Genomic DNA, 12,792 nt, shown 5'->3' with positions numbered 1-12,792 from the left:
GCGGGCGGGCATCACCCGCCCGCCGCGGGGAAGGGAGCCCGGCAGGGAGGTGACGCCATGGAGGCGCTGGGAATCGACATCGGAGGTTCGGGGATCAAGGGCGCCCCGGTGGACGTCGCGACGGGGCGGCTGACCCGGGACCGGCTGCGCGTCCCGACCCCGGACCCCGCCGCGCCGGAGGCGGTCGCCGAGGTGGTCGCGCAGATCACCGGGCACTTCGCGTGGACGGGGCCGGTCGGGATCACCTTTCCCGGGGTCGTGGTCGACGGGGTCACGATGTCGGCCGCCAACGTGGACCGGTCGTGGATCGGCCTGGACGCGCGGGCGCTGTTCGCCAAGGCCACGGGCCTGTCCGTGACGGTGCTCAACGACGCCGACGCGGCCGGGGTGGCCGAGATGACGCACGGCGCGGCCAGGGAGACGGCCGGGGTGGTGCTGATGCTGACGTTCGGCACCGGGATCGGCAGCGCGTTGTTCGCCGACGGCCGGTTGGTGCCCAACACCGAGCTCGGGCACCTGGAGCTCCACGGCAAGGAGGCCGAGAGGCGGGCCTCGGACCACGCACGCGAGGCGCACGACCTGAGCTGGGACAAGTGGGCCGAGCGGGTGGAGGAGTACCTGCGGCACGTGGAGATGCTGTTCTCCCCGGCGCTGATCGTGGTCGGCGGCGGGGTCAGCAAGAAGTCGGAGAAGTTTCTGCCCAAGGTACGGCTGCGCACCCCGGTCGTCCCGGCGGCCCTGCTGAACGAGGCGGGCATCGTGGGGGCCGCCATGGCGGCGGCGAAGGCGTAGACGTCTGAAACTTTCATCGGACTGGAAGGACGTTCGGTGAGGTCAGCAGCGGGGACGGCCCTGGAGGGCCGTCTCCGCCGCGCAACACCCTGTACACATTCCCGAAACCTCCGGACTATGGGAGCGCTCCCACCCACGTCCTGGAGATGATCGAGAATGAGTTCTCATCCGCGTCGCCGCGCCTGGTTGCACCGGGCGGCGACTTCGACGGCCCTGCTGGTGGCCGCCGCGGGCCTGGCCGCCGGCCCGGCCGCGACGGCGCACGCCGCCGTCTCGTGTGACGTCACCTACACCACCAACGAGTGGCAGGGCGGCTTCACCGCCAACATCAACCTGAAGAACCTCGGCGACCCGCTGAACGGCTGGACCCTCGGCTTCGCCTTCCCCGGCACCCAGAAGGTGCAGCAGGGCTGGTCGGCCACCTGGAGCCAGAGCGGCAACCAGGTCACCGCGAAGAACATCGACTGGAACGGCAACCTCGCCACCGGCGCGTCGACCAGCATCGGCTTCAACGGATCGTGGAGCGGGAGCAACCCCAAGCCCACCTCCTTCACGGTCAACGGCGTCACCTGCGGCGGGACCACCCCGACCAACCAGCCGCCCACGGTGAGCCTGACCAGCCCGGCCAGCGGCGCCTCCATCCCGGCGGGCTCGGCCGTGCCGCTCGCGGCGACGGCCAGTGACGACGGCGGGGTGAGCAAGGTCGAGTTCTACATCGACGACACCCTGGTCAACACCGACACCACCGCCCCGTACAGCTTCTCGGCGGCGAACGTGGGGGCCGGCAGCCACACCGCCAAGGCCAAGGCCTACGACAACGCCTCCCCGGCGCTGTCCAAGGAGACCGCCGCGGTGCCCTTCACCGTCGGCGGCGGGACCGGCACCCCGTCGATCGTCGCCACCTCGACCGCGGTCACCGTGCCCGAGGGCGGCTCCAAGACGGTCGGTTTCAAGCTCAGCGCGGCTCCCACCTCCAACGTCACGGTCAACCTGACCAAGACGGGTGACACCGACATCACGATCACGCCGTCCACGCTCACCTTCACGCCCTCCAACTGGAGCACGGCGCAGAACGTGACGGTCTCGGCGGCCCAGGACAGCGACCAGGTCAACGGCACCGCCACCATCGCCGCCGCGGCCACCGGCCACACCGGCGCCTCCGTCACCGCGACCGAGGACGACGACGACGTCACCACGCCGCCGCCCGGCGAGCACGTCGACAACCCGTACGCCGGCGCCACCGGCTACGTCAACCCCGACTGGTCGTCCAAGGCCGCCGCCGAACCGGGCGGCGCCGCCGTGGCCGACATCTCGACCGGCGTGTGGCTGGACCGCATCGCCGCCATCGAGGGAACCGCCTCGGCCAAGGGCCTGCGCGCCCACCTCGACGAGGCGGTCAAGCAGGACGCGGCCAACGGCAGCAAGCCGCTGACGGTCCAGTTCGTCATCTACAACCTGCCGAACCGCGACTGCTCGGCGCTGGCCTCCAACGGCGAACTGCGCATCTCCCAGAACGGCCTGACCCGGTACAAGACCGAGTACATCGACCCGATCGCCGCGATCATGAAGGACCCGAAGTACGCGGCCCTGCGGATCGTGTCGATCGTCGAGATCGACTCGCTGCCCAACCTGGTCACCAACCTCAACGTGCCTGACTGCCAGGAGGCCAAGACGAGCGGCGCCTACGTCGACGGCGTCCGCTACGCGCTGGACAAGCTCCACGCGATCAAGAACGTCTACACCTACGTCGACGCCGGCCACCACGGCTGGCTGGGCTGGGACACCAACTTCGGCCCCTCGGCCGACCTGTTCGCCAGCACCGTCTCCGGCACCGCCGCGGGCTTCGACAGCGTGGACGGCTTCATCACCAACACCGCCAACTACTCGGCGCTCAAGGAGCCCCACTTCACCATCAACACGACGGTGAACGGCCAGACCGTCCGCCAGTCGAAGTGGGTCGACTGGAACTTCTACGTCGACGAGCTCAGCTACGCCCAGGCCTTCCGGAACCTGCTCATCCAGAAGGGCTTCAAGTCCACCCTCGGCATGCTGATCGACACCTCCCGCAACGGCTGGGGCGGCTCGGCCCGTCCGGCGGCTCCCAGCACCTCCACCGACGTCAACACCTTCGTCGACCAGTCGCGGGTCGACCGGCGCATCCACGCCGGCAACTGGTGCAACCAGAAGGGCGCCGGCCTCGGTGAGCGCCCGCAGGCCAGCCCCGCCCCCGGCCTCGACGCCTACGTCTGGATCAAGCCTCCGGGCGAGTCCGACGGCTCCAGCTCCGCGATCCCCAACGACGAGGGCAAGGGCTTCGACCGGATGTGCGACCCGACCTACACCGGCAACGCGCGCAACGGCAACAGCCTGAGCGGTGCCCTGCCGAACGCGCCGATCTCCGGCCAGTGGTTCTCCGCCCAGTTCCAGGAGCTGCTCAAGAACGCCTACCCGGCGATCAACTAGCCTCCTCCTGATCCCTCTCACCGGGTCCCCGGCCGCCTTGGCGGCCGGGGACCCGCCCCTTTTCCCGGGCGTCTCCAGCCCGGGAGAAGGGGCGCCGGGATATTGGGATGCGGGCGCGGCGGGCGGTCGGGCACGATGGGCGGTCGGCTCCGGAACTTCGGGCTGAAAGTACTCTGGAAGCAGTATGGGAACGCCTCCTTTGACATCTCCGCTCGCTCAGCTCCACGCGCGCCTGCCCGAACTCACTCTGCGTGACCAGCGCCGTTTGCGGCGCCGGCTCGACGGCGCCCGCAAGGTCAGGAACCGCGCCGCGCAGCAGAAGATCGCCGCGGAGATCACCTCCGACATCGAGAAGGCCGAGCGCCGGGTCGCCGAGCGGCGCGCGGGCGTGCCCGCGATCACCTATCCGGAGAGCCTGCCGGTCAGCCGCCGCAGGGACGACATCCTGGAGGCGATCCGCGACCACCAGGTCGTGATCGTCGCCGGTGAGACCGGTTCCGGCAAGACCACCCAGCTGCCGAAGATCTGCCTGGAGCTGGGCCGGGGCGTCAAGGGCCTCATCGGGCACACCCAGCCGCGCCGGATCGCCGCCCGGACCGTCGCCGAACGCGTCGCCGAGGAGCTGGACACCCCGCTCGGCGAGGCCGTGGGCTACAAGGTGCGCTTCACCGACCAGGTGAGCGACGGCACGCTCGTCAAGGTGATGACCGACGGCATCCTGCTGGCGGAGCTGCAGGGCGACCGGGACCTCGCCCAGTACGACACGCTCATCATCGACGAGGCGCACGAGCGCAGCCTCAACATCGACTTCATTCTCGGCTACCTCAAGCAGCTCCTGCCCCGCCGGCCCGACCTGAAGATCGTCATCACCTCGGCCACGATCGACCCCGAGCGGTTCTCCCGGCACTTCGGCGACGCCCCCATCGTGGAGGTGTCCGGCCGTACGTACCCCGTCGAGGTCCGCTACCGGCCGGTGGAGGAGGACGACGACCAGATCCAGGCGATCAGCGACGCCGTGGACGAGCTGTGCGCCGAGGGACCGGGCGACATCCTCGTCTTCCTCAGCGGCGAGCGGGAGATCCGCGACACCGCCGACGCCCTGTCCAAACGCAAGGACGCCGAGGTGCTGCCGCTGTACGCCCGGCTGTCGGCCGCCGAGCAGCACCGGGTCTTCCAGCGCCACTCCGGCCGCCGCATCGTGCTGGCCACCAACGTCGCCGAGACCTCGCTGACCGTCCCCGGCATCAAGTACGTCGTGGACCCCGGCTTCGCCCGGATCTCCCGCTACAGCCACCGCACCAAGGTCCAGCGGCTGCCCATCGAGGCGATCTCCCAGGCGTCGGCCAACCAGCGCAAGGGCCGCTGCGGCCGCGTCTCAGAGGGCGTCTGCATCCGCCTCTACAGCGAGGAGGACTTCGTCTCCCGGCCGGAGTTCACCGACCCGGAGATCCTGCGCACCAACCTCGCCTCGGTCATCCTGCAGATGACCTCCATCGGCCTGGGCGACATCGGCGCCTTCCCCTTCGTCGAGCCGCCGGACCAGCGCCAGGTCAGGGACGGCTACGACCTGCTGCTGGAGCTGGGCGCGTTCGACAAGGTCCGGGAGATCACCCCGCTCGGCCGCAAACTGGCCGGCCTGCCGGTGGACCCCCGCCTGGCCCGCATGGTCATCGAGGCCGACCGCAACGGCTGCGTCCGCGAGGTCATGGTCATCGCCGCCGCGCTGTCCATCCAGGACCCACGCGAGCGTCCCGCCGACAAGCAGCAGGCCGCCGACGAGAAGCACCGCCGGTTCGCCGACAAGGAGTCGGACTTCGTCTCCTACCTGAACCTCTGGAACCACCTGCAGGAGCAGCAGAAGGAGCTGTCCTCCAGCGCGTTCCGGCGGCTCTGCAAGGCCGACTTCCTCAACTACCTGCGGGTCCGCGAGTGGCAGGACGTCTACGGCCAGCTCCGCCAGATGTCGAAGTCCCTCGGCGTCACCCTGAACGGCGTCCCCGGCGACGAGCAGAAGATCCACGTCTCCCTGCTGTCCGGCCTGCTGTCGCACGTCGGCGTCAAGGACATCGACAAGAAGGACACGAACGGCCCCCGCCGCCCGATGACCGAGTACATCGGCGCGCGGAACGCCCGCTTCGCGATCTTCCCCGGGTCGGCGCTGGCGAAGAAGCAGCCCCTGTGGGTGATGTCCGCCGAGCTGGTGGAGACCTCCCGCCTGTGGGCCCGGGTCAACGCCAAGATCGAGCCCGAGTGGGTCGAGCCGATGGCCCAGCACCTCGTCAAGCGCACCTACTCCGAGCCGCACTGGGAGAAGAACCAGGGCGCGGTGATGGCGTACGAGAAGGTCACCCTGTACGGCGTGCCCATCGTGGCGCAGCGCAAGGTCAACTACGGCCGCATCGACCCCGAGCTGAGCCGCGAGCTGTTCATCCGGCACGCCCTGGTCGAGGGCGACTGGGAGACCCACCACGCCTTCTTCAAGGAGAACCGCAAACTCCTGTCGGAGGTCGAGGAACTGGAGGAGCGGGCCCGCCGCCGCGACATCCTCGTGGACGACGAGACCCTGTTCGACTTCTACGAGCAGCGCATCCCGGCCGACGTCGTCTCCGGCCGACACTTCGACTCCTGGTGGAAGAAGGCCAGGAACGACCAGCCCGACCTGCTCAGCTTCGAGAAGTCGATGCTGATCAGCGACGCGGCGGGCGACGTCAGCCAGCGCGACTACCCCGACGTCTGGCGCCAGGGGAGCCTGCGCTTCCCGCTGACCTACCAGTTCGAGCCCGGAGCCGACGCCGACGGCGTCACCGCGCACATCCCGCTGGCCCTGCTCAACCAGGTCAACCCCGACGGCTTCGACTGGCAGATCCCCGGTCTGCGCGAGGAACTGCTCACCGCGCTCATCCGGTCCCTGCCCAAGGAGATCCGCCGCAACTTCGTGCCCGCCCCCAACTACGCCAAGCAGGTGCTCCAGCGGGCCGAGCCCACCCGGGAGCCGCTGCTGGCGGTGCTGGAGCGGGAACTGGCCGCCCTCACCGGCGTGTGGGTGCCTCGCGAGGCGTGGCGGCTCGACCAGGTCCCCGACCACCTGCGGATCACCTTCCGGGTCATCGGCGGCCGCAAGGAGAGGATCGCCGAGAGCAAGGACCTCGCCGACCTCAAGCGGCGGCTCGCCCCCCGGCTCCGCCAGACCCTCTCCCGGGCCGCCGACGGGCTGGAGAAGTCGGGCCTGACCACCTGGAGTCTGGGGGAGCTGCCGAAGACGTTCGAGCAGCGCCGGATGAAGGCGTACCCGGCGCTGGCCGACGAGGGCGCGACCGTGGCCGTGCGGATGTTCGAGACCGAGACCGAGCAGCGCCGCGCCATGTGGGAGGGCACCCGCAGGCTGCTGCTGCTGAACACACCCTCTCCGGCCAAGCAGGTGCTCGGCCGCCTGGACAACCAGGCCAAGCTCGCCCTCAGCCGCAGCCCGCACGCCGGCGCCGTCGCCCTCTTCGACGACTGCGTCGCCTGCGCCGCCGACCGGCTCATGAGCGAGTACGGCGGGCCGGTCTGGGACGGGCCGGCCTTCACCGCCCTGCACGACAAGGTCCGTGCCGAGCTGTTCGACACCACCGAGGAGGTGGTCTCACGGGTCCGGGACATCCTGGCCGTCTGGCACGCCGTCTCCAGTCGCCTGGCCGAGGCGCGCTCCACCCCCGCGGTCGAGGACGTCCGCGATCAGGTGGGCGACCTGGTCTACCCGGGGTTCGTCACCGCCACCGGCCACAAACGCCTGACCGACCTGCTGCGCTACCTCAGGGCGGCGGAGCGGCGGCTGGAGAAGATGGCCGACGACCCGTTCCGCGACGAGGAGCGGATGTACAAGATCCACGACCTCGAGGATGAGTATCACGACCTGGTGGAGAAGCTGCCCCCGGCCCGCCGCGCGGACGACGACGTCCGGGAGATCCGGTGGATGATCCAGGAACTGCGGGTCAGCTACTTCGCGCAGACCCTCGGCACGCCGTACCCGATCTCCGACAAGCGCATCCGCAAGGCCATGGAACGCCTCTGAGCGGAGTCCCGCCTTCTCAGGCGGGAAGGAAGATCGAGGTGTCCAGGTCGAAGTCGACGGGGGCGGGGATGCGGACCGGCTTGCCCAGTTCGGCGTGCACGGTGGTCCGGTAGGCGTCGTCCTCGGGGTCGCTGAGGACGGTGACCGCGGGCGGGGAGGCGACCGGGTCGATGATCATCATGATCGGAATGCCGCAGCCGGCGTAGACGCCGGGCTTGACGAGGTGGTCCGTGTGAGCGCTTCCCGGTGAGACGACCTCGGCCACCATGATCACCCCAGAGGAGAGGATCTCCCGGTCGCCCCACAGGGGGGCGTTCAGCGGCACGATGCAGTAGTCGGGGGCCATGGCGTCGCGGGGCCCTTCGATGCAGATGTAGACGTTTCCGGCGAAGCTCTCCCAGCCGTTGGCGTCCTCGACGGGGATCAGCGCTCGGCTGAGGATTCCGGCGATGCGGGCGTGCCGGGGGGTTCCGAGAGGGCTCACGATCAGGTTTCCGTCGATGATCTCTATGCGCAGGGGGATCTCGGGGGAGAGGGATTCGAAGAATTCCCGAAGCGCGCGGCCGGAAGCCCTAACGATCAGGTTTCCGTCGACGATCTCCATCCGCGTGGAGAGCCCGGCGGGAAGCGCGTCGCGGAACTCCCTCACCGTGCGAGGGGACCGCGTGCCCCGGAGGGCGTAGGAGAAAAGATCGCCGCGTGCTGTCACCACCACGACCCATGTCCCTTCGTAGTCGAACGCACACTCTGACTATTCCATGGGGTCGTCCAGGGAACGCGAGGTATGCGCGATGGTCATCCGCCTCGCCGCCATGTCCCCGGAAGTCCCGGACCTGGTCTCCGGGCAGACGGTCAAGCCGACCGTCCGGACCGGTGGGGGCATCCGTTGGCCGGGCCGGCGGGACGGCTCATCGGCCGGCTCGGGCCGGGCCGGTGGGACGGCTCATCCGTCCGCGGGGGCGCCGCCGGGGAGGTAGACGGCGCGCCGCTCGCGGCGGGCCAGGCGGGCGGCGGGCAGGCGCGGCGCGCTGACCTCCGGCAGCAGTGTGACGGCGGTGTCCCAGGCCAGGAACGCCGCGTCGTCCAGCTCGTCGGCCTGCAGCCGGATGCGCGACGGGTCGTCCAGCACGCCGCCGTCGAACAGGAAGTTCACCATGGAGCGGGGACGGTCCCCGGCCGGTGGCGACCAGTGCACCACGAGCAGCCCGCCCACCTCGACCGGCACGCCCAGCTCCTCCATCGCCTCGCGCGCGGCGCAGTCGTGCGGCGCCTCGCCGTTCTCGACGATCCCGCCGGGAAGGCTCCAGCCCGGCCGGTAGTTCGGCTTGACCAGTAGGACCCGGTCGTCGGCGTCGGTGACCAGCACGGCGGCCGAGGTGAACACGCTGGGCAGTGTGGCGTACCACTCGGACGGCTCCAGGAAGACCTTGCTCACCCCGTCACGCTAACAGGACACCCCGGCCCGCCCGTCGCGCCGCCGACGCGCGTCCCTGTCAGGCGGGGGGCGCGGCGGGCTCATAGCGGAGCAGGACGGCCCGGGAGTCGAGGATCCGCGACTCGATGAGCCGCAGACCGAGGCGGTCCTTCGTCTCGGGGAACAACCGCCTGCCACCGCCGAGGACGACCGGGTGGACGATGACCTGGTACTCGTCGATCAGGCCGAGCCCGCCGAGGGCGGCCCCGAGGCTCGCGCCGCCGTTGAGCAGCATGTCCCGGCCGGGCTGCCGCTTCAGCGCGGTGACCTCCCCGGCGAGGTCGCCGCCGATGACCCGGGCGTCCCAGTCGGCCGCTTCGAGGGTCGTGGAGAAGACGATCTTCGGGGTCCTCCGCCAGATGGGGGCGAACGCCAGGTCGTGCGGATCGTCCGACATCGATTCCGCGTGCGGCCAGAAGCCCGACATCATCTCCCACACCGGGCGCCCGTAGAGGAAGGTGTCCACCCGCTCGCTGAGTGCCATGGAGTGGGCGGACAGCTCCGGTCCCATGGCGGCCCAGTCGAACTCGCCGTTCGGCCCCTCGATGTGGCCGTCGAGCGACGCGTGGACCCAGTAGATGATCTTGCGCATGCCGTGCTCCTCTGTCGTGTGCGGAGAGCGCCCCGGTGGGCACTCCCGCCGGTAGGTCGGAGCCGCTGACGCGTTCTTGACATTCCGCGGGAGATCATTCCGGGCGGGTCGCGGAACTCCTCCGCAGTGCGGGGGGAGCGCCCTCCGGAAGGAGTGCCGGGGCGGGAGTCGCACGCGCTCGTCACCGGTCCGCCGCCGTGAGACCCGGCGCGCGGTGAAGGCGCGGTACGGCCGGCGGTGACGGTACGGTCGGCGGTGACGGGGCGACCGGCAGCGAGGAGGCGACCGGCGGCGGGGCGATCGGCGATGATGGGGCGACCGCCGTTCTCCCAGGCGAACGACCCGATGCCCGCTCGTCTAGGATCGGTCCGGCCTGCCGAAAGGGGATATGTCATGGTTCGGGCGGTGGTGTTCGACGTCGGGGAGACGTTGATCGACGAGACGCGGATCTGGTCACGCTGGGCCGACCGGCTCGGAGTCACCCGGTTCACGCTGCTCGGCATGCTGGGCGGCATGGCCGCCCTCGACCGGCCGCACTCCGACGTCTTCGAGCTGCTGCGGCCAGGCTTCGACCTGGAGGCCGAGCAGGAGGCGTGGAAGCGCGACGACCCCGACGGGCTCCGGGTGAACTTCGACGCCGACGACCTCTACCCCGACGTACGGCCCGGCCTGGCCGCGCTCCGCGACCTCGGGTACGAGCTGATCATCGCGGGCAACCAGCCTCCGCAGGCGTACGACGCGCTGGCCGCGATGGACCTGCCGGTCCATGCGATCCACACCTCCGACGGCTGGGGCGTGGCCAAGCCGGCCCCGGAGTTCTTCGCCAAGGTCGTCGCGGTGTCGGGCCGCGAGCCGGAGGAGATCCTCTACGTGGGCGACCGGCTCGACAACGACGTCCGCCCGGCCGGCGCGGCGGGCATGCGGACCGCGCTGATCCGCCGCGGCCCGTGGGGTCACCTGCACGCCGCCCGGCCCGAGGCGGCCGAGGCCGACCACGTCGTCGACGACCTGCACGCCCTGGCCGCGCTCCTCCGGCGCTGACCGCGCACCGGGCCGGTGCCGGGGCGTCCGGAAGCACGGCCCGGCACCGGTCCGGCAGGGGAGCCGTCGGCGGGTCTCCGGCGTCCCGGCAGGTCCGCCCGCCGAAGAAGCGTCAGACGGCTCCCCGGCGTCCCGGGCGCCGGCCCGCCCGATCCGGGAACCGTCAGGCGGGGGGTCCCCACTGCGCGCCGACGCCGGCGCCGGCCCGCACCGCCACCGGGACGCCGGACGCGGCGTCGAGGGTGTAGGCGTAGTAGGTGCGCGGCTCGACGACGGTGCCGCCGGTCTCCGGGGGCCCGGAGTTCACGTAGACGTTGTCGCGCTGCATCGCCCTGCCCGGCCCGCTGTCGGCGTACCCGCCGGTCGAGTGGAGCGGGTGGGGCACGTCCTGGAAGTAGTTGCCCTCCACGAGCACGCCCGCGTTCTCGGTCGAGGCCACGCCGTACAGGGCGTTGCCGAGGAAGTAGTTGTTGAAGACGTGGACCGGTTCGCCGAAGCGGACGCGCGGGTGGCGCTGCCGGCTGTTGTCGAAGAAGTTGTGGTGGACGGTCACCTTCAGGTGGCCGATGTCGGTTGAGGCGGCGCCGTCGGAGTTGCCGATCAGCATGGTCTTGTCAGTGTGGTCGAAGTGGTTCCACGACACGGTGACGTAGTCGGCGCCGCGCACCACGTCGACCGAGCCGTCGGCCGCGCCGGAGAAGGTGTTGTGGTCGATCCAGATGTGGTGTGACTCCCGCCCGATGTTGACCGCGTCGTCGTCGGCGTCGGTGAACCGGATGTTGCGGACGATCACGTTGTAGGAGCGGTAGAAGTCCAGGCCGCCACCGGTGATGTGGCCGGAGGCGCCCACGCCGATGATGGTCTTGTTCGGCCGCACCCCCTGCTTGCTGCTGATCGGGATGGTGCCCGCCACCCGGATGACGAGCGTCTCCTTGCTGTCGATGTAGCCGAGGAACTCGGCGGCGTTGGTCGCGGTGACCGTCCGCCCGCCGGCGCCGCCGGTGGTGCCGTTCTGGCCGAGGGCGTTGACGGAGGCGAAGCCGATCGGGGCGTCGGCCGCGGCCTCCGCGGTGTCCGCGGTCGCCGGGACGGCGAGGACGGCCGCCAGGGCGGCGGCGGTGGAGGCGCGGAGGAGGGTCCGCCGCCTGAACGTGTGGTCGGTCATGGTGATGGTGCCTGCCTTCCGGCGAGGTGTGCGGGATAGAGGGGATCGCACGGGGCGCGGGAGGGGTCCGCGGGCCCGGGTCGCGGGGGCTGTCTCACGGACGTCCGTCGCTGCGGGGACCGCGGCGGACGGGAGGATCCATGGACCAGGCGCTAACAGTCGATTCTGCCGACGCCCGCGCCGGCCGGCACGGTCGCCGGGACGGTCGCCGGGTCGTCGACGGTGTACGGGTAGTACGTGCGCGGCTCGACGACAGTCCCGGCCGTCTGCGGCGTGCCCGAGCCGACGTAGCGGTTGTTCCGCTCGACCACCCGGCCGGGGCCGCTCTTGTCGTAGCCGACGTAGATGGGGTGGGCGACGTTCTCGAAGTAGTTGCCCTCCACGAGTACGCCCGCGTTCTCGGTCGAGGCCACGCCGTACAGGGCGTTGCCGCGGTAGTAGTTGTTGAGGACGTGGACCGGCTCGGCGAAGCGGACGCGCGGGTGCCGCTGGTCGGTGCCGTCGAAGAAGTTGTGGTCGTAGGTGACCCGCAGCTTCCCGATGTCGGCGGTGTAGTTGTCGGAGTGACCGAGCAGCATCGCCTTGCTGTGGTGGTGCAGGTGGTTCCAGGAGACGGTGACGTAGTCCGACTCCCGCTTGATGTCGATGAGGCCGTCGTAGCCGCCCGACAGGTCGTTGTGGTCGATCCAGACGTGGTGCGCCTTGTTGGTCACGCTGATCGAGTCGTCGGACGCTCCGGTGAACCGGATGTTCCGGATGATCACGTTGTTGCCCGGCCGGGTGGTGGACCCCAGCTGCAGGCCGCCGCCGGTGATCTCGGCGGTCGAGCCCACGCCCAGAACGCTCTTGTCGGCGATGACGGTGATCATGCCGGAGAACTGGATCCGGCCGGAGACCAGGATGACGTACGGGCCGGGACGCCCGGCGTAGTCCTTCAGGGCCGCGGCCGTGGTGACGGTGACGACGGGTCCTCCGGCGCCGCCGGTGGTGCCGTTCCGGCCGAGCGCGTCAACCGTGGCGAAGCCGATCGGTGAGCCGGAGCAGGAGGGCGCGTAGGCCGCGGCCGTCCCGGCCCCGGTGCGGGAGCCGGAGGCGGCGGTCGCCGCGGGTGAGGCGCCGGTGAGCGCGGCGGCGGCGAGTACGGCGGCGAGCGCGGTGACGGTGGCCGGGCGGCCGGGGCGGGGAAGGGGACGGATGCTCATCATGGCCCT

The 12,792-nt window shown here is 70.7% G+C and carries 9 protein-coding genes; 4 read left to right on the top strand and 5 right to left on the bottom strand.

Going from position 1 to position 12,792, the window contains the following annotated elements:
- Positions 1–57: 57 nt before the first annotated feature.
- The 3 genes from ppgK (at position 58) to hrpA (ending at position 7,309) form a co-directional block, all read left to right on the top strand.
- Positions 58–792 (top strand): polyphosphate--glucose phosphotransferase, encoded by a 735-nt coding sequence (gene ppgK, locus AB0D67_RS16575; RefSeq protein ID WP_362935375.1) that lies wholly within the window; start codon positions 58–60, stop codon positions 790–792.
- A gap of 156 nt (positions 793–948) precedes the next feature.
- Positions 949–3,255 carry a glycoside hydrolase family 6 protein gene (locus AB0D67_RS16570; RefSeq protein WP_362935372.1) on the top strand — a complete coding sequence of 769 codons (2,307 nt, stop codon included), beginning with the start codon at positions 949–951 and terminating at the stop codon, positions 3,253–3,255.
- Between the two features lie 184 nt (positions 3,256–3,439).
- The gene (hrpA, locus tag AB0D67_RS16565; protein WP_362935369.1) at positions 3,440–7,309 is read left to right on the top strand and encodes an ATP-dependent RNA helicase HrpA; all 3,870 of its coding nucleotides are present in this window, start codon (positions 3,440–3,442) and stop codon (positions 7,307–7,309) included.
- 16 nt (positions 7,310–7,325) lie between these two features.
- Here hrpA and AB0D67_RS16560 read toward each other — a convergent pair whose 3' ends face one another.
- From AB0D67_RS16560 to AB0D67_RS16550, 3 genes are all read right to left on the bottom strand, one after another.
- Complete coding sequence (locus AB0D67_RS16560; RefSeq protein WP_362935366.1) at positions 7,326–7,958, bottom strand: Uma2 family endonuclease; 633 nt, start codon at positions 7,956–7,958, stop codon at positions 7,326–7,328.
- 294 nt (positions 7,959–8,252) lie between these two features.
- The gene (locus AB0D67_RS16555; RefSeq protein ID WP_362935363.1) at positions 8,253–8,744 is read right to left on the bottom strand and encodes an NUDIX hydrolase; all 492 of its coding nucleotides are present in this window, start codon (positions 8,742–8,744) and stop codon (positions 8,253–8,255) included.
- A 58-nt stretch (positions 8,745–8,802) separates the two neighbouring features.
- A complete protein-coding gene (locus tag AB0D67_RS16550) occupies positions 8,803–9,375 on the bottom strand; it encodes a dihydrofolate reductase family protein (protein WP_362935360.1) in 573 nt (190 codons plus the stop codon).
- Between the two features lie 393 nt (positions 9,376–9,768).
- Here AB0D67_RS16550 and AB0D67_RS16545 point away from each other — a divergent pair, with 393 nt between their 5' ends.
- Positions 9,769–10,416 (top strand): HAD family hydrolase, encoded by a 648-nt coding sequence (locus AB0D67_RS16545; protein WP_362935357.1) that lies wholly within the window; start codon positions 9,769–9,771, stop codon positions 10,414–10,416.
- Positions 10,417–10,579: 163 nt separating this feature from the next.
- Here the strand turns inward: AB0D67_RS16545 and AB0D67_RS16540 are convergent, their stop codons facing one another.
- Both AB0D67_RS16540 and AB0D67_RS16535 read right to left on the bottom strand, forming a co-directional pair.
- Positions 10,580–11,581 carry a pectate lyase gene (locus AB0D67_RS16540; RefSeq protein WP_362935354.1) on the bottom strand — a complete coding sequence of 334 codons (1,002 nt, stop codon included), beginning with the start codon at positions 11,579–11,581 and terminating at the stop codon, positions 10,580–10,582.
- Positions 11,582–11,733: 152 nt separating this feature from the next.
- Positions 11,734–12,783: a pectate lyase gene (locus AB0D67_RS16535; protein WP_362935351.1), complete on the bottom strand. Its 1,050-nt coding sequence runs from the start codon at positions 12,781–12,783 to the stop codon at positions 11,734–11,736.
- Between the last annotated feature and the right edge of the window lie 9 nt (positions 12,784–12,792).

It is taken from the genome of Streptosporangium sp. NPDC048047 (assembly GCF_040653115.1).
GTDB lineage: Bacteria > Actinomycetota > Actinomycetes > Streptosporangiales > Streptosporangiaceae > Streptosporangium.
The sequence above is the reverse complement of the archived record's forward strand: the minus strand, read 5'-3'. Positions and strand labels throughout refer to the sequence as shown.

Bases quoted from the DNA above. Each gene is read 5' to 3' on its own strand.
- ppgK (WP_362935375.1), top strand. From the start codon at position 58: ATGGAGGCGCTGGGAATCGACATCGGAGGTTCGGGGATCAAGGGCGCC.
- AB0D67_RS16570 (WP_362935372.1), top strand. From the start codon at position 949: ATGAGTTCTCATCCGCGTCGCCGCGCCTGGTTGCACCGGGCGGCGACT.
- hrpA (WP_362935369.1), top strand. From the start codon at position 3,440: ATGGGAACGCCTCCTTTGACATCTCCGCTCGCTCAGCTCCACGCGCGC.
- AB0D67_RS16550 (WP_362935360.1), bottom strand. From the start codon at position 9,375: ATGCGCAAGATCATCTACTGGGTCCACGCGTCGCTCGACGGCCACATC.
- AB0D67_RS16545 (WP_362935357.1), top strand. From the start codon at position 9,769: ATGGTTCGGGCGGTGGTGTTCGACGTCGGGGAGACGTTGATCGACGAG.
- AB0D67_RS16540 (WP_362935354.1), bottom strand. From the start codon at position 11,581: ATGACCGACCACACGTTCAGGCGGCGGACCCTCCTCCGCGCCTCCACC.
- AB0D67_RS16535 (WP_362935351.1), bottom strand. From the start codon at position 12,783: ATGAGCATCCGTCCCCTTCCCCGCCCCGGCCGCCCGGCCACCGTCACC.